At 62.6% G+C, this 20,087-nt stretch carries 23 protein-coding genes; 16 read left to right on the forward strand and 7 right to left on the reverse strand.

What is annotated here, in order from left to right:
• The first annotated feature begins 109 nt into the window (after positions 1-109).
• From ACNPN0_RS06395 to ACNPN0_RS06435, 9 genes are all read left to right on the forward strand, one after another.
• Complete coding sequence (locus tag ACNPN0_RS06395; RefSeq protein ID WP_448937252.1) at positions 110-778, forward strand: GntR family transcriptional regulator; 669 nt, start codon at positions 110-112, stop codon at positions 776-778.
• Positions 779-782: 4 nt separating this feature from the next.
• Positions 783-1,235, forward strand: a complete 453-nt coding sequence (locus tag ACNPN0_RS06400) for a hypothetical protein (protein ID WP_105658975.1) — start codon at positions 783-785, stop codon at positions 1,233-1,235.
• 119 nt (positions 1,236-1,354) lie between these two features.
• Positions 1,355-2,740 (forward strand): MBL fold metallo-hydrolase, encoded by a 1,386-nt coding sequence (locus ACNPN0_RS06405; RefSeq protein ID WP_105658976.1) that lies wholly within the window; start codon positions 1,355-1,357, stop codon positions 2,738-2,740.
• Positions 2,741-2,772: 32 nt separating this feature from the next.
• Positions 2,773-3,312 carry a rhodanese-like domain-containing protein gene (locus tag ACNPN0_RS06410; RefSeq protein WP_105658977.1) on the forward strand — a complete coding sequence of 180 codons (540 nt, stop codon included), beginning with the start codon at positions 2,773-2,775 and terminating at the stop codon, positions 3,310-3,312.
• A 3-nt stretch (positions 3,313-3,315) separates the two neighbouring features.
• Positions 3,316-4,185 (forward strand): sulfite exporter TauE/SafE family protein, encoded by an 870-nt coding sequence (locus ACNPN0_RS06415; RefSeq protein ID WP_448938862.1) that lies wholly within the window; start codon positions 3,316-3,318, stop codon positions 4,183-4,185.
• A complete protein-coding gene (gene trxA / locus ACNPN0_RS06420; RefSeq protein ID WP_105658979.1) occupies positions 4,182-4,526 on the forward strand; it encodes a thioredoxin in 345 nt (114 codons plus the stop codon). Before ACNPN0_RS06415 ends, trxA begins: the two co-directional genes overlap by 4 nt.
• 27 nt (positions 4,527-4,553) lie before the next feature.
• Positions 4,554-4,832, forward strand: a complete 279-nt coding sequence (locus ACNPN0_RS06425; RefSeq protein WP_105658980.1) for a metal-sensitive transcriptional regulator — start codon at positions 4,554-4,556, stop codon at positions 4,830-4,832.
• Between the two features lie 23 nt (positions 4,833-4,855).
• Entirely contained in the window at positions 4,856-5,014 is a 159-nt protein-coding gene (locus ACNPN0_RS06430) for a hypothetical protein (RefSeq protein ID WP_166650877.1), read from the forward strand.
• 114 nt (positions 5,015-5,128) lie between these two features.
• Positions 5,129-6,112 (forward strand): diaminopimelate dehydrogenase, encoded by a 984-nt coding sequence (locus ACNPN0_RS06435; protein WP_332728308.1) that lies wholly within the window; start codon positions 5,129-5,131, stop codon positions 6,110-6,112.
• Between the two features lie 20 nt (positions 6,113-6,132).
• Here the strand turns inward: ACNPN0_RS06435 and ACNPN0_RS06440 are convergent, their stop codons facing one another.
• From ACNPN0_RS06440 to ACNPN0_RS06470, 7 genes are all read right to left on the reverse strand, one after another.
• On the reverse strand, positions 6,133-6,585 hold the full coding sequence (locus ACNPN0_RS06440) for a pyrimidine dimer DNA glycosylase/endonuclease V (RefSeq protein ID WP_105658982.1): 453 nt from the start codon (positions 6,583-6,585) through the stop codon (positions 6,133-6,135).
• Positions 6,586-6,594: 9 nt separating this feature from the next.
• On the reverse strand, positions 6,595-7,020 hold the full coding sequence (locus ACNPN0_RS06445) for a DUF779 domain-containing protein (protein WP_013347532.1): 426 nt from the start codon (positions 7,018-7,020) through the stop codon (positions 6,595-6,597).
• A 168-nt stretch (positions 7,021-7,188) separates the two neighbouring features.
• Entirely contained in the window at positions 7,189-8,220 is a 1,032-nt protein-coding gene (gene adhP, locus ACNPN0_RS06450) for an alcohol dehydrogenase AdhP (protein ID WP_332488507.1), read from the reverse strand.
• A 149-nt stretch (positions 8,221-8,369) separates the two neighbouring features.
• A complete protein-coding gene (gene adh, locus ACNPN0_RS06455) occupies positions 8,370-9,893 on the reverse strand; it encodes an aldehyde dehydrogenase (protein ID WP_402697711.1) in 1,524 nt (507 codons plus the stop codon).
• Positions 9,894-10,056: 163 nt separating this feature from the next.
• On the reverse strand, positions 10,057-11,277 hold the full coding sequence (locus tag ACNPN0_RS06460; RefSeq protein ID WP_448937250.1) for a GAF domain-containing protein: 1,221 nt from the start codon (positions 11,275-11,277) through the stop codon (positions 10,057-10,059).
• A 93-nt stretch (positions 11,278-11,370) separates the two neighbouring features.
• On the reverse strand, positions 11,371-13,149 hold the full coding sequence (locus ACNPN0_RS06465) for an alpha/beta fold hydrolase (protein ID WP_448937249.1): 1,779 nt from the start codon (positions 13,147-13,149) through the stop codon (positions 11,371-11,373).
• The gene (locus ACNPN0_RS06470) at positions 13,149-13,748 is read right to left on the reverse strand and encodes a TetR/AcrR family transcriptional regulator (RefSeq protein ID WP_105658987.1); all 600 of its coding nucleotides are present in this window, start codon (positions 13,746-13,748) and stop codon (positions 13,149-13,151) included. Before ACNPN0_RS06470 ends, ACNPN0_RS06465 begins: the two co-directional genes overlap by 1 nt.
• Positions 13,749-14,250: 502 nt before the next feature.
• On the opposite strand from ACNPN0_RS06470, the gene ACNPN0_RS06475 reads away from it, so the two are divergent.
• The 7 genes from ACNPN0_RS06475 (at position 14,251) to ACNPN0_RS06505 (ending at position 20,030) form a co-directional block, all read left to right on the forward strand.
• The gene (locus tag ACNPN0_RS06475; protein ID WP_434694122.1) at positions 14,251-14,589 is read left to right on the forward strand and encodes a metalloregulator ArsR/SmtB family transcription factor; all 339 of its coding nucleotides are present in this window, start codon (positions 14,251-14,253) and stop codon (positions 14,587-14,589) included.
• Between the two features lie 11 nt (positions 14,590-14,600).
• Positions 14,601-15,572, forward strand: a complete 972-nt coding sequence (locus ACNPN0_RS06480) for an SRPBCC family protein (RefSeq protein ID WP_448937248.1) — start codon at positions 14,601-14,603, stop codon at positions 15,570-15,572.
• A 59-nt stretch (positions 15,573-15,631) separates the two neighbouring features.
• Positions 15,632-16,333, forward strand: a complete 702-nt coding sequence (locus ACNPN0_RS06485) for a demethylmenaquinone methyltransferase (protein WP_013347526.1) — start codon at positions 15,632-15,634, stop codon at positions 16,331-16,333.
• Positions 16,334-16,495: 162 nt separating this feature from the next.
• Entirely contained in the window at positions 16,496-17,278 is a 783-nt protein-coding gene (locus ACNPN0_RS06490; protein ID WP_448937276.1) for a CPBP family intramembrane glutamic endopeptidase, read from the forward strand.
• Between the two features lie 211 nt (positions 17,279-17,489).
• Complete coding sequence (locus ACNPN0_RS06495) at positions 17,490-19,097, forward strand: ABC-F family ATP-binding cassette domain-containing protein (RefSeq protein ID WP_448937247.1); 1,608 nt, start codon at positions 17,490-17,492, stop codon at positions 19,095-19,097.
• A 72-nt stretch (positions 19,098-19,169) separates the two neighbouring features.
• Positions 19,170-19,421 carry a hypothetical protein gene (locus ACNPN0_RS06500; protein WP_105658992.1) on the forward strand — a complete coding sequence of 84 codons (252 nt, stop codon included), beginning with the start codon at positions 19,170-19,172 and terminating at the stop codon, positions 19,419-19,421.
• An 18-nt stretch (positions 19,422-19,439) separates the two neighbouring features.
• The gene (locus ACNPN0_RS06505) at positions 19,440-20,030 is read left to right on the forward strand and encodes a dienelactone hydrolase family protein (RefSeq protein WP_448937246.1); all 591 of its coding nucleotides are present in this window, start codon (positions 19,440-19,442) and stop codon (positions 20,028-20,030) included.
• The last annotated feature ends 57 nt before the right edge of the window (positions 20,031-20,087 follow it).

Raw genomic sequence — 20,087 nt, forward strand, 5'->3', positions numbered from 1 at the left:
CAAGCGGCGCTTGCCGAATACGAAAATTGTCTTACAAGTACACAAGCCATAGTAGTACTATTCATGGGATACTTGTTAGGTAAATTTTCCGCGGCTCGAAAGGACCCTGATGGCGGCCCGTTTAGGTGTGGTTTCCGTGGTCCAGGCCGTCGTCAAGTCACTGCGTGCCCGGATTTTCAGCGGAGAACTGTCCCCCGGCACCCCGCTGGGCGAAGTGGACGTCGCCGGGCACTATGAAGTGGCCCGGCCAACCGCCAAGGCCGCGCTGGAGAACCTCGTTGCCAGCGGCCTGCTGACGCGCAACGCGCATCAGAGCGCGAAAGTCACGCTGCTCTCATCCGCCGACGCCCGCGACATCTACCGCACCCGCGCCATCATCGAAGCAGAGGCCGTGCGGCTGCTGGCCAGCACCGGACAGGTCCCGGAAGCTGCACGCGAGGCCAATGCCGAAATCACCGCACTGCGCGATGCTTCCCCGATCCAGATCGTCGATCCGGATGTCCGCTTCCACTCCGCACTGGTCCAGGCCCTGGATTCGACGCGTACCAGCGCAATCTACGGCCAGCTCAGCGATGAGATCCGCCTGTGCATGACCCACGTCCAGGATGCAACGCTGCTGAACACCGCGGATATCGCCAGCGAACATGAACGCCTGCTCGAATGCATCGCCGCCGGCGATGCCCAGGGCGCGGCAGAGGTTTTGGCCCAGCACCTCTCCCGCGCCAGCACCCGATTGGCCGAGCACCTCGACAGCCTTTCCCAAGGTAGGCGAAGATAGGAGCATGGGCATTTTCGCAAGCAGGAAAAGCATTGAGCAGGACTTCGCACGCATGACACAGCGCCTGGATGCGGTAGCTGCCTTCCAGGCCGAGGGGCTCAGCGCGAAAGCGCGCGTCCTGGCAACGGGCCTGCGCAAGATTGTTCCCGAAGCCGGGTTCGAGCTGGCTGCCAAAGATGCCACCGCATGGATCCACGCACACGAGGCCCTGCGCCTGCTGGAAGGCACCATCTCGATCCTCGAGGGTTGGAACGGTTCACCCGACGAGGTCTTCATCTCCAGGGCGGCGAGCGCATCGCCCGATTCCCCGGCTGGTGAGGCGATGTCCGATGTTCCAGCCGATCACCTGGGTATTCTGCGCCCCGCAGACGACGGCACCCTGCAGCTATTGGCAACCTTGGACCCCGCGGAGCAGCTGCGGCTAACCGGCTGGCTGCGCACTTTCACCCGGGCATAAAAACACCTTTCCCACCTAGCGGCATTGCGGGCCTCCGCACATACCCCCACCCGTATTTTTGACATACCCCCGGGGGTATAGACTAGTCTGGTTCCAATCCACCTTGAAAGGAACCAACCATGCTGCTTGAACGCCTCTACGACGAAGATCTCGCGCAGGCCAGCTACTTCATCGGCTGCCAGGCCAAAGGCGAAGCTCTCGTGGTCGACGCGCGCCGCGACATCGCCGACTACCTTGCCCTGGCTGCCAAGCACGGCATGCGCATCACGGCCGTCGCTGAAACCCACATCCACGCCGACTACCTTTCCGGAACCCGCGAACTAGCCGCCGCCACCGGCGCCACCAGCTACGTTTCGGGCGAGGGCGGCAAAGATTGGCAGTACGGATTCGAGGCAGAACGTTTGATGGATGGCGATATCATCACGCTGGGCAACCTGCGCATCGCCGCCCGCCACACCCCGGGCCACACCCCGGAGCACCTGGCTTACGCCATCACCGACGGAGCCTTCAGCCAAGACCCTGGCTACCTGCTCTCAGGCGACTTCATCTTCGCCGGCGACCTAGGCCGTCCGGATTTGCTGGACGAGGCCGCCGGCGGTGTCGATACCCGCTTCGAAGGCGCCCGCGATCTCTTTGCTTCGCTGAAGAAAACCCTGGCAGAATTGCCCGATTACATCCAGGTGCATCCAGGCCACGGCTCGGGCAGCGCCTGCGGCAAAGCGCTGGGCGCGGTCCCTTCCACCACGTTGGGCTACGAACGCGAGTTCGCCTGGTGGAGCACCTACCTGGCCAACGACGACCAGGACGGCTTCATCGCCGAACTGCTCAACGGCCAGCCTGACGCCCACGCCTACTTCGGCCGCATGAAGCGGCAGAACCGCCTGGGCCCAGCCATCCTGGGCCAGCTCGACCCCCTAGCTGAAATACCCGTCCAGCAGCTCCTCCAGCAGCTGGAGGCGGGGGTCTCGGTGTTCGTCGATACCCGTGGGCACACCCAGATCGCCGCAGGCACCGTTCCCGGCGCGCTGTCCATCCCGGGTACGGCGAAGACCGCCAGCTTCGGCGCCTGGGCCTACGATCCGGAAAAGGACCAACGCGCCCTGATCGTGCTGGCCGAGACCGGCGAACACGCCGCGACGATCCGCGCCCACCTAATGCGCGTGGGCATCGACGCGGTCAAGGGTTTCACCACCAGCTTGGAAGGCCTGCCAACGGTGAAGCCGAAGTCGATCACCCCGGCACAGCTGGACGATTTCGAGTACGAGATGCTGCTGGATGTCCGCAACAAGACCGAGTTCGCCGCCGGGCATATCCCGGGCGCCAAGCAGCTGTCCGGCGGACGGGTGTTGTGGAATCTCGATCAGCTGCCCGCCGGCGGCACCATCGTCACCTACTGCCAAAGCGGCATGCGCAATGCCGTGGCCGCCAGCGCACTGCGCGATGCCGGCTACAACGTCGTCGAGCTTGAGGGCAGCTACCTCGGCTGGTCCTCCTTCGCCAACTAGCCACCCCCGCCACGAAAGCTGAACTGCATTCAATGACTACCCCTTTGACCACCATGGACGCCGAAGCACTTAAATGCCTGGTGGAAGCCCCCGACACGGACCTCGCCTTGATTGACGTGCGCACCGCGGGCGAATTCGAAACCCTCCACATTCCCGGCTCGTACAACGTGCCGCTCGAAGAATTCACCGCCAACGCCACCGAGGTGCTCGCCAAGATTCCAGGCAAGCCGGTGCTGATCTGCCACAGCGGCAACCGTGCTTCCAAGGCGCAGCGTGCCCTGCAGGAGCAACAGATCGAGCACAGCACGGTACTGCTTGGCGGCGTCACCGCCTACGAAAATGCCGGCGGCACCATGGTGCGCGGCGTGCAGCGTTGGGCGCTGGACCGCCAGATGCGCATGACCGCAGGTTCCGTGGTGCTCGCCGGGTTGCTCGGAGCGAAGTTCATCTCCCCGAAGTTCGCCTATCTTTCGGCGGCCATCGGTGGCGGACTGGTGTTCTCAGCCCTGCGGGATTCTTGCCCGATGATCAGCTTCTTGGGCAAGATGCCCTGGAACAAAGTAAAGAAGTAGGCCATGGAGTTCGGACCGCTGCTGGTTCTGGCCCTTGCACTAGCGAGCATCGTCGGGCTGTCCCTGGGACTGTTCGGCGGCGGCGGTTCAATCCTGATGGTTCCCCTGCTCAGCTATGTAGCCGGGTTGCCCGCCAAGGAAGCGATCGCCACCTCCCTGCTGGTGGTCGGTGCGACCTCGGCAACGAGCCTGATCCCGCATGCCCGCAAGGCCAATGTGCGTTGGAAACAGGGGATGGTCTTCGCGGCCACCAGCATGCTTGGCGCCTTTGGCGGCGGGCTGCTGGCCAGCGGGATCCCTGCCCAGCTGCTGATGCTCGGTTTCGCGATCATCATGCTGGCCAGTGCCCGCGGGATGATCCGCGGACGGAAAAACACTGGCAGCGCAACACAGTCGTTGTGGCTGTCCGCCCCGGTCGGCGTGGGCATTGGCATGGTCACCGGCCTGGTCGGTGCCGGAGGCGGTTTCCTGCTCGTCCCTGCACTGGCTTTGCTGGCCGGGCTGTCCATGCAACAGGCGGTGGGCACTTCCCTGCTGGTGATCACCCTGAATTCGATCACTGGCCTGGCCGGGCAGTTGAATTCAGTTGCACTGGATTGGCCGCTGGCCGCAGGGCTGGCGACCACCGCGATCCTCGGTTCGTTGATCGGCGCACGGCTTTCGCGCAGGATCGACGAACGCGCTTTGCGCAAGGGTTTTGGCTACTTCGTCTTGACCATGGGCGTGTTCGTGCTCAGCCAGGAACTGCCGGCTCCCGGCGGGCTGGTCGTAGTTGCGGTTGCAGCCCTCGCGGGCGCATTGGTGCTGCTGTGCAACAAAATTCCGGCGATGGGGGCGCGCTGCCCGCTCGTTCTGAAAGGAGAAACCCGATGAAGCCGCTTGAATTGTCAGCTTCGAACTTCGCTGGGTTCATCGCAAGGAACCGGCTGGTGCTCGTGGATTTCTGGGCGCCTTGGTGCGGTCCTTGCCGCGGCTTTGCCCCGATTTTCGACGAAGCATCCGCGGCGCATCCTGAAATCGCCTTCGCCAAGGTGAATACCGAAACCCAGCCGGATTTGGCGCAGGCAGCCCGGATTGCATCCATACCGACGCTCATGGCGTTCAAGGATGGGATACTTGTACATTCAAAACCCGGAGCGTTGAGCTCTGGCGCTATGGAGCAGTTGCTCGTCCAACTCAAACACCTGGATGCCGAAATTGCAGAAGACGACTAACCCGCTACCCGTACCAAGGAGAAATTGATGCGTACTGCTGACGAAGCGACCCGCAAGCGGATCCTCAACCGCCTTAAGCGTGCCCGAGGCCAGCTTGATGCGGTGATCAACGCCGTGGAAACCGATGGTTCGTGCAAAGAGGTAGTCACTCAGCTGGCCGCCGTCTCCACCGCGTTGGACCGCGCCGGATTCGCCATTGTCTCCACCGCGATGCAGTACTGCATCGCCGATCCCGAGAAGGCTTCCGAGGAAGAAGACGGCCTGAGCGTCGAAGAACTCGAAAAGCTCTTCCTCTCCCTGTCCTGATTACTGACGAAAAGGAAAAAATTATGTGCCGCCAGGTTCAATGCAAGATCTGCCAGAAGACCACGTGGGCTGGCTGCGGCCAGCACGTTGAAGCAACTATGCGCAATGTCCCCAATAAGGACCGCTGCCAGGGCCACGAAGCCGAACCGAAGAAGGGCTTCTTCAAGCGCCTGTTCGGCTAAGCCGGGGTCATAGAGGGTCAAGGGTTTCACTGCCCCGGGATTCGTTGGCATAATCCGAAGTATTTAGCCCATCCGCGGCTGAGCAAACTTCACTCCCCCAAGGAAACGGCAGGCATGACTTCAAAGATCCGCATCGGTATTGCTGGCTATGGGAATCTGGGACGCGGCGTCCAAGCCGCGATCGCCAAGAATCCGGATATGGAGCTGGTGGGCGTCTACACCCGCCGTGATCCGCAGGCCCTCCAGCTGGCTCAGCCGGCACCGCGGTTCGGCATCGATGAGCTGGAAAAGCACGCCGCGCAGATCGACGTATTGATCCTTTGCGGCGGCTCGAAATCGGACTTGCCGCAGCAGGGCCCGAAGTTCGCGGCGCTGTTCAACACCGTGGACAGCTTCGATACCCACGCCCGCATCCCCGAGTACTACGCGTCCATCGACGGCCCGGCGAAGGCAGCTGGCAAGACCGCGCTGCTCTCCGTGGGCTGGGATCCGGGCATGTTCTCGATCAACCGGGTCTTCGGGGAGGCCTTGCTGCCTGACGGCGAAACCTACACCTTCTGGGGCCGCGGGCTGAGCCAGGGGCATTCGGATGCGATCCGCCGCGTCCCGGGCGTCGCCGCCGGCGTGCAGTACACCATCCCGAGCCAGGAGGCTATCGACCGGGTCCGGGCCGGCGAGCGCCCTTCCTTGAGCACCCGCGAGAAGCACCAGCGCGAATGCTTTGTCGTGCTCGAAGACGGTGCCGATCCGGAGTCGGTGCGCGAAGCCATCGTGACCATGGAGTACTACTTCGACCAGTACGACACCACGGTGCAGTTCATCGACGAGCAGACCTTGGCCGCCGAGCATTCGAGTATGCCGCATGGCGGGTTCGTGATCCGTTCGGGCAATACCAGCGACGAGCAGAAGCAGGTCATCGAGTATTCGCTGGCCCTTGGCTCCAACCCGGAATTCACTTCCAGCGTGCTGGTGGCTTACGCCCGGGCCGCCTTCCGGATGAACCAGCGCGGCATCACCGGTGCGCAGACCGTTTACGATGTGGCCCCGGGGCTGCTCTCGCCCAAATCCCCCGCACAGTTGCGCGCGGAGCTGCTCTAGGATTTTGCCGGGCCAGCAGCTCACCCGCTGGCGAGCGCATCCTTCTCCCAGGCCTCCACTGGCCCCGGGACCTGCACGAACAGCGGATGCAGGGCCACCTGCCCTGCCGGTTCCAAGCGGGCGATGCGCGCGGGATCCCGGACGGAGAGCTTGCGCAGCAGGTGCTCGCGCTCGAAGTGCACCTGCCCCTGGGTGACCGGGATCTTTTCCAGCTGCGCGGCGGCTGCCGGATGCAGGATCTTCGCGGCGTCGAAGCGATAGCCCCGGACAGCCGCTTCGTCCCACAAGCCCTGCAGATAGCCGCCCATATGCACCAGCGGGGCGGGCTGCGCCTTGAACCGGAGAAGCTGCGGGTGCCCTGTATAGCCCTTGGTCTGGCCGGCGAGCACCTTCTGGGCCAGCAGTGTTTCACGCCAACAGGCAACCAGCCCTTTGGCGTCGAGCAATGAGGGGTGCAGGGACCACAGTCGCATGGGCCAAGCCTAGTCGGGGTTCGGGCCAGCCGGGAACTCGATGATCTCGCTGCGAATCAAGAAGCGCTTGCCCTCCGGGGCTTCGACGGAGAAACCGGATCCCCGCCCGTTGACCACGTCAACGGTGAGCTTGGTGTGCTTCCAGTATTCGAATTGCTCCTTGGACATCCAGAAATCAATGTCGCCCAGGGCGGTGCCATCAGCGCCGTCCAGGGAAAGCACGCCGAGCCGGATGTCCGATCCCCCGGTGCGGAACTCGCCGGCCGGATAGCACATCGGCGAGGACCCGTCGCAGCATCCTCCGGACTGGTGGAACATCAGCGGGCCATGGATCCCCCACAGCTTGCGCAGCAGGTCCAGGGCTTCGGAGGTGAAGGCCACCCGCGAGAACTCTTCGCCCTCGATTGCGGCGCGTGTTTCGGTTACGGTGCTCATGTCCTGCTCCTGCCTCGTTGTCCACGTCCGGATTTATCTCGTTGTGGCCAGTGTCCTCTTTTTGGGCCGCACCGTCCATCGCTCGGCCAGGGCGGCCAGGGCACCGGTACCGGATGCCGCTTCGAAAAGCCGCATCCGGTACCGTGCCATCAACCGTTGCGGATCCGGCTACGCCCTGCCGGCGTAGTCGATGACAACGCGCCCATCGATCTTGCCATGGCGCATTTCGTCGAATACGGCGTTGATGTCTTCCAGCGGGCGGGTATGGAAGGTCGGCTTGATCTTCCCTGCCGCATAGAATTCCAGCGCCTCGATCATGTCCTGCCGTGTTCCCACGATCGATCCGCGGATGGTCAGGCCCTTGAGCACGATGTCGAAAATGGGTGCGGGGAAATCACCGGCGGGCAGCCCGTTGAACACGATCGTTCCGCCGCGCCGGGTCATGCCGATCGCTTGCCCGAACGCCTTTGGATGCACCGCCGTAACCAGCACGCCGTGCGTTCCGCCAACCTTCTGCTGGATGATCTCGGCCGGGTCCTGGGCGAAGGCATTGACGGTGATTTCCGCTCCATGCTTCGAGGCCAGCGCCAGCTTGTCATCGGCCACGTCAATGGCGATCACCCGCATGCCCATGGCCACCGCGTACTGCACCGCGATATGGCCCAGTCCGCCGATACCCGAAATAGCCACCCACTGGCCGGGCTTGACCTCAGTCATCTTCAGGCCCTTGTAGACAGTCACTCCCGCGCACAGCACCGGCGCGATTTCATGGGGATCCGAGCCCTCCGGGATGTGCGCGGCATAGCGGGAATCCACCAGCATGTACTGGCCGAAGGAACCGTCCACGGAGTACCCGCCATTGGACTGGGCTTCGCACAGCGTCTCCCAGCCGGTGCGGCAGTACTGGCAGTGCCCGCAGGCGCTAGCCAGCCACGCGTTGCCGATCATGTCCCCGAGCGCGACCTCGGTGACTCCTTCGCCGAGCTTTTCCACGATGCCCACGCCTTCATGCCCGGGAATCAGCGGAAGCTTCGGCTTGACCGGCCAATCGCCCTCGGCGGCGTGCAGGTCGGTGTGGCAGACGCCCGAGGCGATCAGCTTCACCAGCACCTGGCCGGGGCCGGGCTCGGGGATCGCGGCGTCCTTCACCTGGAACTCTTCGCCGAAGCCCTCGACTATTGCAGCTTTCATCTTGCTCATGTACTTTGTCCTTTGCATGGCATTCGAAGGTGCGGGGTGCCGGCTGGTGTTCGGGGGATGAGGCCAATCGATCCCCGGACGCTGTCCCGGCTGGCCCCGTACCTTCGAGGTCTGTTGTCATCTCATGCTGCTCGTGGCAGCTACTGCTCCTAGAAGAAGCCCAGCTTGTCTTCCGAATAGGAAACCAGCAGGTTCTTGGTCTGCTGGTAGTGGTCCAGCATCATCAGGTGGTTCTCGCGGCCGATACCCGAGGACTTGTATCCGCCGAAGGCCGAGTGCGCCGGGTAGGCGTGGTACTGGTTGACCCACACGCGTCCGGCCTGGATGGCGCGGCCGGCACGATAGGCCACGTTGCCATTGCGGCTCCACACCCCCGAACCCAACCCGTACAGGGTGTCGTTGGCGATGGAGATCGCGTCGTCGTAGTCCTTGAACTTGGTCACCGCTACCACCGGCCCGAAGATCTCCTCCTGGAAGATGCGCATGTCGTTGGTGCCCTCGAAGATGGTCGGCTGCACGTAGTAGCCGCCGGAGAGCTCTCCGCCCAGATCCGCCCGTCCCCCGCCGAGCAGCACCTTGGCGCCCTCGGACTTGCCGATGTCCATGTAGGAGAGGATCTTCTCCAGCTGGTCGTTGGATGCCTGGGCACCCATCATGGTGTCGGTATCCAGCGGGTGTCCCTGCTTGATGGCCTTGGTGCGGGCCACCACATCGCCCATGAAGCGGTCATAGATGCTTTCCTGGATCAGCGCACGCGATGGGCAGGTGCAGACTTCACCCTGGTTCAGCGCGAACAGCGTGAATCCTTCCTGCGCCTTGTCGTAGAAGGCGTCATCCTTGGCAGCGATGTCCTCGAAGAAGATGTTCGGGGACTTGCCGCCCAGTTCCAGGGTGACCGGGATCAGGTTTTCCGACGCGTACTGCATGATCAGCCGGCCGGTAGTGGTTTCGCCGGTGAAGGCGATCTTGCGGATGCGCTTGTTGGAGGCCAGCGGCTTGCCCGCTTCCACGCCGAAGCCGTTGACCACGTTCAGCACGCCTGCCGGCAACAGGTCGCCGATCAGTTCCATGAGAACCAGGATGGAGACCGGGGTCTGCTCGGCGGGCTTGAGCACGATCGCATTGCCGGCAGCCAGGGCCGGGGCGAGCTTCCACACGGCCATGAGCAGCGGGAAGTTCCACGGGATGATCTGCCCGACCACGCCCAGCGGCTCGTGATAGTGGTACGCGGTGGTGTCCTCGTCGAGCTGGGAGAGGCTGCCTTCCTGGGCGCGGATGGCGCCGGCGAAGTAGCGGAAGTGGTCAACTGCCAGCGGCAGGTCGGCATTCAGGCACTCGCGGATCGCCTTGCCGTTATCCCAGGTCTCGGCCACGGAGAGCATTTCAAGGTTTTCCTCGATGCGGTCCGCGATCTTGTTCAGGATGACTGCGCGTTCGGCCGGGCTGGTCTTGCCCCAGGCGCCAGCCGCCGCATGCGCCGCGTCCAGTGCTACTTCGACGTCCTCTGCGGTGGAACGGGCCACCTCGCAGAAGACCTTGCCGGTGACCGGGGTGATGTTCTCGAAGTACATGCCCTTGACCGGGGCTACCCATTCACCGCCGATGTAGTTCTCGTAGCGCGGCTTGAAATTGACCAGTGCTCCATCGGTATTCGGGTTTGCGTAAACCGCCATTGCTCCACGTCTCCTTAATCGGATGTCCTGGCCGCGACGGCATCATCGCGGAACCATGCTTGTGACTCTAGTCACATAAAGGTTGCAGGCAGGTTGCAACGGGTCCCAGATGACCGCAATGGCATGTTCGTGCCTGGCGGGAGGAACGGCAATGGCAAGGAACCTAGTTCTCGAGGGCCTGGACCTCGGCGACGACAAGTGAGCGCGCTGGCGATTGCGCAGGCAATTCGCGCAAGGCAGCTCGCAAGAGGCCAGGGTCAGCCAACTGGCGGCCCAGGTTCAGCAGCTGATGCGCAGTTCCTCGATCCAGCACCATTTCACGCAGCGCGGCCTCGGTCCGGTACAGCAGCGCAACGATCCCTGGCGCCTGGGAGCGGGCCAGCAGGCCCGGCGAGTACAGCGGCAGGGCGGTATCGAGATCACCGTGCTCCAGGGCATGCCATAGGCGGCCAAGGGTCGTATGCAGGTCCCACTGAAGGCGGTATGGGCGTGAAGTCAAGGCACGCCCGCCTGGGCCTGCGAGCACCTTGCGCAGCCTGACGATTTCGGCGCGGACCGTGCCTTCGGCCGCAGCATCAGGACGCTCGAACAGCTCTTCCACCAGCTGGGCAGTGCTCAAGCCCTCCCGGTAATGCGCCAGGAGGGTCAGGATCTCTGCATGGCGGAGGGAAATCGGCGCTGATCCCAGATGGGCCCCGTCAGAGCGCCCCAAGTCCAGGTAGTCGGGGTCGGCGACGACTCCGGCACCTGGCAAAAGCAGCTGCGTTTCCGCAGCCATGACCGCCGCCTGCAGCAGCGGCAGGGAGTGCGTGGCTATGGCTTCCGGTCCACCGGTCAGGTCTATTGCGCCAATCACCTGCCCCGTGCGCGGATCGCGAATCGGTACCGCCGAGCAGCTGTAGCGGTGGGCTTGCTCGTAGAGGTGCTCAGCCCCGGAGACCTGCGAGCCGGTCCCGGTTGCCAGCGCCATTCCCGGCGCGGATGTGCCAACACTCTTTTCTGCCCAGTCGGCACCTGCCATGAAGCCCACGTGCTCGGCTTGGCTCATCGAACTGGTGCTTCCCGCAACCCACAACAAGGTTCCGCCGGCATCCGCAAGGGCGACCAAGAGATTGGCGTCGGTTGCGGCGGGAACAAGGAGCTTTTCGAAAACAGGCCAAATCCGCTGGAGCTCGCTGCGCTCGCGGGCAAGGCGCAACCGGTCGTTGCTCAGAACCGGGGGTTCTTGAACCGAGCCTGTTTGGGCCAGCGACCGTTTCCAGGATTCGCGCACGTCATTGCGCAATGGGAGGTCGCCCAGTCCGGTTTCCTGCGAGGAGAGCAGCTCGCGGGCTTTTTGTGCGCGGCGAGTTGCGTTGGACCAGTCGATGGCAGATGTGCTCACGCTCCCCCTTCACCCCGTCGGAAAGATGGTTCTGTGCAGTTCCAACCAGACTAGGCGAAGAGGGAATGCTTGAGAAGAGGCGTGCTCCAACCCCTACTTCAACAGTTCAATCAGGGCATCCTCGTGGGTCAGCTGCGGGTGGTGCCCCGCGGAGGGAATGGAGTGCAGTCCAGCCTCGGGCCGGGACTCCAGCTGCCGGATTGCGGCGGGGTCCAATGGGTCTTCGGCTCCCCAGATAATTCGGAGCGGACCGTCATAGCGATCGAGCATCTCCCGCAACTGCCGGCGCCACTGCTTGGAACTCGCCAGGGCGAGATGGCCAGCTACCGCGGCGGCGGTACTTCGCTTCAGATCGCTGACGCTGGAGACCAAGGCAGTTGAGCTCGCCTCGTTGCCGGTCAATTGACGTGAGAGTTGCTCCGCGGTCGCATGGCGCAAATAGCCGCGGACCAGCGGCTGGAACCTTGGCGCCTTCCCTGCGTGCCCTTGCAAGAAAAACGGCGCAACCAAGGTCAGCGAGCGGACCTTGCCCGGCAGTCGACCCGCGGCGAGCGTGGCGGCGGCTGCCCCGATGGAGTGCCCGATCAGATCCACCGGGCCGCCTGCCAGGAGAGCGGGAAGCCACCGGTCCCAATCCGGGACGCCCCGTCCGCCGCTGAGCCCAAGCCCTGGCAGGTCAACGGCCCGTCCGCCAATGCCCTGAGCTACTGCGGCCCAGGTATCGGCATTTACCGGAAGGCCAGGGAAGATCAACCGGCGTTCCTCGCGGTCGCCCAGCTCAAAAGTTCTCACTCCCCCGACATCTACATAGCGGCGTGCCCCAGATGCCGCGGCCCCGAATCGGTGGGCGGCCAGATAGTCGGCCCAGCGCTCCAGAGAGGAACCAACATCAGGCATCTGGATTCCGTGCCGGTTGGCGAATTCGGTCGCGGGCCCGGTCGGATAGCGGTCCGCGGACATGAAGTGGAGCGTTTCCGGATCGGCTTTGGTGACCCACGAAGGAAGAGCCTTGATTAGACCCACGGGCAAGCGCAGCTTGGGGACTTTCGCGCCAAGATGCCGGCCAGTTTCGGCCAGCAAGCGCCCCAGTGGCGCAGTGGCATCATCCAGCAGCCAGTAGGATTTGCCTATCGCCTCCGGCGCAATGGCCACGGCCGCCATGAACGCAGCCATATAGTCGACCGTGAGCACCGGCAAGAAAGTCGAGTCACCTGCGGGAAGAGCTGCGGTTTTCCCTTCCCAGAGCTGCTCAATGGTGCCGGCCAGCCCGATGTGCTGGTCGGATTCCCCGGTAATGCTGTGGCCGATGACGCTGGCCGGATTGACGATGGTCCAAGGGATTCCGTGTTCTTTGCCGAGGGCTTGGAAGACCGCGTCGGACTCCACTTTCGAGGCTTCGTAAGCGCCTAGTTTCCGGTAGAGATGATCGCGGCAGTCCTGCGGCCACGGAACCTTCGAGGGATCCTGCCCGCCGACTCGGTAGCCGGAAATATGCACAATGCGCTGCAGCTCTGGCAGTGCTGCAGCAAAATCCACCAGCTTCTCGACAATGCCAACATTAGCGCTGCGGGCTTCCTGCGCACTCATGCCGAATCGGTAGGTTCCGGCGCAATTGTGAATTTCGGTGACGCTGGTGAAGGCCGCAGGTCCGCCAGCCAGGATTTCAGGGGCGTCGAAGTCGACGATCGCGGTATTGATCTCTTGTTCCAGTCCGTGCTGGCTCAGCCAATTCTTGACCTTCGCTGCGGATTCAGCATTCCGGACAGCTGCTGTTACCTGCGTTCGGGCGTCGAGGAGGGCAAGGATCAGATGCCTGCCGATTAGTCCCGATGCCCCGAAAACCAGCGCATGGCGAAGGTTGGCTCCGTGCATCAATTCTGGTCCCCTTCGCCCTGTTGGCGCAGGCCAATGAGGTCGGCTACCGCGTCGGCGGCGGCGAGAAGCGGCCGGGTGCTTTTCATCGCCCGGGAAACGATGGCGGCCCCTTCGATGGTCGAGACGATAACAGTTGCCAGGGACTTCGCTTGGGCATTGCCCACGCCATCGGCTTCGAGCAGGGCAGTGGTCGGAGTGATCCATGACTCGAATGCGGTGGCGCAGGCTTGCCGCAGGCGTTCACTTGAGTCTCCCATTTCCAAGGTCACCACTGACACGGGGCAGCCTAAGCGGAAGCCGCTATCGCTGATGATGGCGGCCAACGCTTGGATAGCAAGCTTGGCGGCTTCGGCAGCACCTCCTGCGCTCTGGGCGACCTGGATAATCATGGTCTCGAATTGCTTGGCGGCCAGTTCTACTGCGGCCACGCCCAGCCCCTCTTTCCCATCGGGGAAGTGGAAATAGACCGACCCCTTTGGTGCTGCAGCGTGCTCGATCACTGCATTGAGGCCGGTGCCGCTGTATCCGCTGGTCTGGATGAGTTCAAGCATGGACTCTGCGAGCCGTGCCTTGGTGAGGTCTCCTTTGGAAGTCATACAATTAAAAATAGACCAGTCTATATATTTTTACAATCCGGCCTCTCGAACGCCCCGGGCAGCGCATCCACTTGCCACGCGCGCCCAAGCAATCCTGGGCGCGACGCTGCAGAAGCGCTGAATCATGATCACCGGAGCCATGGATGATGCTTGCCCCGTCCAGGCTTTGCGCAAGCAGTCGCCTCAGGGCGCACTGGGGAATTCGCTCCGCTCATGCCCGACGCCTCGCCGAGGCAAGGGATGCGATCGCATCGGCCACCGCCTCGGGTTCGGCAAATCGGAAATCCGCGCACGATGCGCATCAGCACCCTGTTCCCGACATGGGAACGGCTGCTCGCGAGTGGCATGGGGGCGGCCCCGCGGCGCGCAATCCCAAGGCTAAAATTCGCAGGTGACATATCACCTATACAATGTCGATTGTATAGGGGATAAGTACACTACCTCCAAAAGTTTTGATCCACCTCTTTACTTCCAGCCCATTCCGGGCGTAACATACAACCAAATGGTTGTATATGAGTTGAGCGAAGAACAGGCAAACAAGGTCTTCCGCGCCTTGGCAGATGCCACACGACGAGACATCGTGCGGCGGACGCTAAACGCCGAGGTGAGCGTTTCGGAAATTGCTGCAAGCTATGACATGTCTTTTGCGGCAGTTCAGAAGCACGTCGCGGCATTGGAATCCGCTGGTCTGGTCACAAAAATCGCACGTGGTCGCGAACGCATAGTTCGCGGGCAGCCGGATACCATCCGGCACGCGCAAGAACTACTTACTTCCCTCGAGGATATCTGGCGCCAACGCATCAGCCGGCTCGATGATTTCCTCGCCGATGGGGACAAATAAGGAGCATTCCCATGCCTGTCACATCCGTTGTCAAAGATTCCGAAGCACTCTCACTGACTGTCCACGCAGAATTTCCGGTCAAGGTTTCCCGCCTGTGGGATGCCTATCTGGACGCCCGGCAACTTGAAAAATTCTGGGGGCCGGTGGAATACCCGGCAACTTTCACCCGGCACGATGCCACCCCTGGTGGCCGCTCGAACTACCACATGACTTCTCCCGAAGGCGAAGAATTCCACGGTTACTGGATCTGGAATGAAGTCGTCGAGCACAAATTCTTTGAGGTCAGCGACGGCTTTGCGCACGCCGACGGCACTCCGAACCCCGACCTGCCCCTCAACCGCATGGTTTTCTCCTTCGACCCGACGCCTGAAGGATCAAAACTGACGATTACAGCAGTTTTCGATTCCGTTGAGGAGCTGGAACAAGTCGTCTCCATGGGCATGATCGATGGCACCCGTTCGGCCATGAGCCAGATCGAGCAAGTCCTCATCGACCTGCGCAATTATGCCGAAAATTTCATCACCGATGCACAGATCCTATCGGACACCCAGGTGCGCATTACCCGCTTGGTGCGCGGGTCAGTGGAGCAAGTCTGGCAGGCCCACCATCACCAGCGGCTCATGAAACGTTGGATGCTCGGCCCCGACGGATGGCAGTTGGCTGAATGCGTGACGGCGCAAGAGGCCGGCGAGACCTACCGGTACTGGTGGGAACCGCTATCTGCCGATGACGGCTCCGGTTTCGGTTTCACTGGAACCGTGCTTGAAACGCTGCCCCAGTCCTATGAACGGACCACGGAGCAAATGATCGGCACCGATTACCCGGCCACGGTGAATGAATTAACGCTGACACCCAACCAGGGCGGTACCCTGCTGACGATCCTGATCACCTACCCAGATGCGCAAACCCGCGACATGGTGCTCGCCACCGGAATGACCGACGGGATGGAGGCCAGCTACGCCCGGCTCGAATCGATTCTCTAAAGGGCGATTCGCCCCACATCCGGCGCCTTGGCGCGCGCAAATATGGAAGACTTAGACCCATGAGTTCTCAGAATGCGCGCGCAGGCCTGGACAAGAAGGCCGATCAGGTTCAGGAAATGTTTGACAAGCTGGCACCTCGCTACGACTTGCTCAATACCTTGATGACCGGCGGCATCGTGAACTACTGGCGCAAGATCACCACCGAAGCGATCGCGCCAAAGCCCGGCGAGCGCATTCTCGACCTCGCCGCAGGCACCGGCACCTCCTCGGTCCCGCTCGCGGAAGCCGGCGCTGACGTCACCGCCTGCGACATGTCCCACGGCATGCTCGATGAGGGCCGCAAGCGCTACCCGCAGCTGAACTTCGTCTACGGAGACGGAACCGACCTGCCGTTCGAGGACAACACCTTCGATGCAGTGACCATCTCCTACGGTCTGCGCAATATCGCGGATACCGAGAAGGCCCTGTCCGAAATGCGCCGCGTGGCCAAGCCCGGCGGACGGATCGTCGTCGCCGAGTTCTCCACTCCGACCGTCGCCCCGATCAAGACGGCCTACAAGCAGTTCCTGCCACGCGCCATTCCTGCGCTGGGCTACCTGGTTTCCCCTAACCCGACCGCTTACGCCTACTTGGCTGAATCCATTGCAGCTTGGCCAGACCAGGACGAGCTGGGCGCCAAGTTCGTCAACGTTGGCTGGAAGAACGTGGAATACCGCAACCTGACCGGTGGCATCGTCGCGGTGCACCGCGCCTGGAAGTAGCACTTCTCCAGAATTTTCCTTCTGGCCCGCAGCCGAAATGACGGATGCGGGCCAGAAGCTTTAAAGCACTGGTTCCGCGGCGGCGGGCTGTGTCTTTCTGCCGGCCCAGCTGGCATGCTTGTGTCCGTGAGCCAGATACCAACCGAATCGCACCGCCCCGCGATGAGCTGGAAGCTGCTGCCGGCTTCCTTGCTCTCGGGTTCCGCAGTGTTCCTCTTCGGCGCCGAAAACGACCTGTTGGGCTACGGCCTGCTGGCACTGAGCCTGCTGTGCGCGGGGTTCATCGACCGCAGGCTTGCACGGCATCTGGGACTCATCGCAACCGGTTTGGTGGTCATCAGCCTGGTTCCATTGAATGCCGACCTGAGCCTGGGGCATATGGCATTAATGGGTGGCGCGCTGGCCGCGGCAGTCCTGCTTCCCTGGCTGATCTCGCGCTTCGCCTTGCGCGAGCAGATCATCAAGTTCCCGGTGAACACCGGCCGCAAGTGGCCGCTGGCAGCGAAGCTGTACTTGCTGGGGGTGGTGGCGCTGGGATTCTTCATCCTCCCGGTGTACCTGATCAGCACCGGCGCCTACCAGAACTGGCCGGATGCCTCGGACCCAGTCATCTTCTGGCGGCTCTTCCTCGGAGTTAATTCGGTGGGCATCTGGGACGAGCTGTTCTTCATCTGCACGGCATTCGCATTGCTGCGCCAGCATTTCCCGGACTGGCAGGCCAACCTCCTGCAAGCGGTGATCTTCTCCTCCTTCCTGTGGGAGATCGGCTACCAATCCTGGGGGCCGTTGCTGACCTTTCCCTTCGCCCTGCTGCAGGGGTATACCTTCAAGCTGACCAAGTCCTTGTCCTATGTAGTTAGCGTGCACCTGATCTTCGACTTCGTCCTGTTCCTCGCGCTGGTCCACGCGCACAACCGGGAATGGCTCCCGATCTTCTTGTACTGAGGGGTTAACACCCCAATTCCCCCCTGCTACACTCGTTGGCATGGATACCTACTGAGCCAGCCGATGACCCCGCATCGTTTCCCAACGGTGCATCTTGTTCATTTCGGCTACCGGCTTCGGTATCCTTTTCCTTTCCGGCTCCCCTGCGTGGTTGAGCCAATTCTGCGATCCCCCAAGCCGGCAGCCCCTTCGCATTCGCGGGAGGACCTGCATGTCTTTGACACCACCAATTACCCTGAACAACCTCAGCTTTTCCTGGCCCACGGGAGAAAGCGCCCTGGCCAATCTGGACGGCACGTTCCCCTCCGGGCTCACCGGGTTGATCGGCGCCAACGGCAGCGGCAAATCGACGTTGCTGAAGCTGATCGCCGGGCAGCTGCGCCCAACGAGCGGAACGGCAGAAACAAACGCACCGCTGAGCTACCTGCCGCAAACGCTGGCTCTGGAACAGGACACGACCGTCGCCCAGCTGCTGGGGGTGCATCAGGTCCTGGCGGCTTTGGAAGCTATCGAGTCCGGCAGTGTCGACCCAGCGGATTTCGACGCGGTGGGCGCGAACTGGGATGCCGAAGCCCGGGTTCGAGCTGAACTGGCGCCGCTGGGCTTCGACGGGCTGGATCTGCGCCGCCAAATCACCACCTTATCGGGCGGGGAAGCAATGCTGCTGGCAGTGCTCGGCTTGCGCATCGCCGATTCGCCGATCACCCTGCTCGACGAGCCGACGAATAACCTCGATCAGCCAACCCGTGAGCTGCTCTACGATCTGGTGCGCTCGTGGAAGGGCACGCTGGTTGTGGTGAGCCACGATATCGAGCTGCTCGAGCTCATGGAGCATACGGTGGAGCTCTACGACGGGAAGCTCAGCGTTTTCGGAGGGCCCTACAGCTCATACCGCGAGCAGCTTGAAACCGAGCAGCAGGCAGCCGAGCAGGCAGCCAGAACTGCCCAGGCCTCCTTGAAAGTGGAAAAGCGCCAACGGGCAGAGGCCGAAACGAAGCTCGCCCGCGCCAAGCGCAAGGGGCGGGCCACCCAGCTTTCCGGAGGCATGCCGAAGATCCTGGCCAACCACCTTCGCCAGAAATCCGAGGCGAACGCCGGGAAGATGCGTTCAAACCTGGATGGCAAGGTCGATTCGGCCCAGGCCAGGCTCGACGATGCCGATCGGCGGGTTCGGCAGGCCGAGCACATCAACATCGAGCTGCCCGATCCCCGGTTGCCCTCGGGCAAGCAGGTCGCGACGCTGGGTGCAGAAGATCACCAGTTCACCATCCAGGGAGCCGAACGCGTGGGCCTTGTCGGCCCCAATGGTTCCGGGAAGACCCGGCTGCTCCAGCAGATGCTCGCCGGCGAAGCTCCCGGCCCCGGACCGGGCGGAACGCTCTTCGTGGACCGGGTCGGGTACCTGCCCCAGCGCCTGGACGGCCTGGATGGCCAACTGAGCGCGATCCAGAACGTGGCGCTGGTGGCGCCAGCAGCAACCGCGAACGACGTGCGCAATATGCTTGCCCGGTTGCTGCTGCGCGGGGCCAGCGCCGACCGGCCAGTGGCGGCGCTTTCCGGCGGCGAGCGTTTCCGGGTCCATCTGGCGACGTTGCTGCTGGCAGAACCAGCCGCGCAGCTGCTCATCCTCGATGAGCCCACCAATAATCTGGATATGGACAGCGTGCGCCAGCTCAGCGAAGCACTGGGCACCTATAGGGGCGCGTTGCTGGTAGTCAGCCACGATCAGCATTTCCTGTCGCAGCTGGATCTGGACTATTTGCTGGAGCTGGATGCGCAGGGAACCTTGGCGAAGTCCTACCCGAATCCAGTTTGCTAACCCCATGGCGGTGCGCTGCCGGTTTAGACTTGTTCAAAGCACACCGCCAAGGACCCCGAAAGCAAGTTGAGTATGTCCTACCCCCAGCGCACCGTCGAAGTCGTCAAAAGCGGCCTCGTGATCGACCAGTCCGCAACCCTGCTCTGGCAGGACATCAAACGTGCCTTCATCTATGAAACGGGTTCGGGCCAGGAAATCCTCACCTGCGCAGAATTCATGCTGGTCGAAGGGTACAGCGTGGAGATCAATAGCCAGATGCCCGGCTGGGACATGGCCATTGAGCACTTGCCGCAGCGCATCGAGAACCTGGTCGACGAACGCTAGAAACCGCTAGGAGCACCCATGGCTACGATTGTTCTTTTCCATCACGTCCAGGGCCTGACCCCCGGGGTGCAGGAGATGGCCGCAGAATTGCGCGCCGCTGGCCACACCGTGCACGCACTGGATCTGTACGCCGGCAAGCTGCCCAAGGATTTCGATGCCGGGATGCGCATGGCAGGCAAGCTGACCGCGGACAAGATCCAGGAACGCGTCGACAAGCTATTTGGCAAGCTGCCCGAAGAGCTGGTCTACATCGGCACTTCCTGGGGCGCGGCCCTGGCCCAGCAGTGCGCGCAGCAGCGTCCCGGCGCGATAGCCGCGGTTCTACTGGAATCCTTCGTGGATCTGGACGCCGACTGGAGCTTCGGGCCGTGGCCGGAAAATGTCCCGGTGCAGATCCATGGCATGGACCAGGACCCGTTCTTCGCGAAGGAAGGCGACCTGGAGGCAGCCCAGCGCTTCGTTGAAGCAGAGGGCGGCGATATCGCCCAGCTCTTCACCTACCCTGGCAAGCAGCACCTGTTCACCGACAGCTCGCTTCGCTCGCATGATCCAGAAGCTCGCGCGTTGGTGATGGAACGCATGGTCAAGTTCCTTCAGCCCTACGTCTAGCACGAGGGCAGTCCGCTGGTTCCATGCCGGACAATAAATCGAAAAACCGGACCCGGG

The organism is Glutamicibacter sp. AGC84 (genome assembly GCF_053543575.1).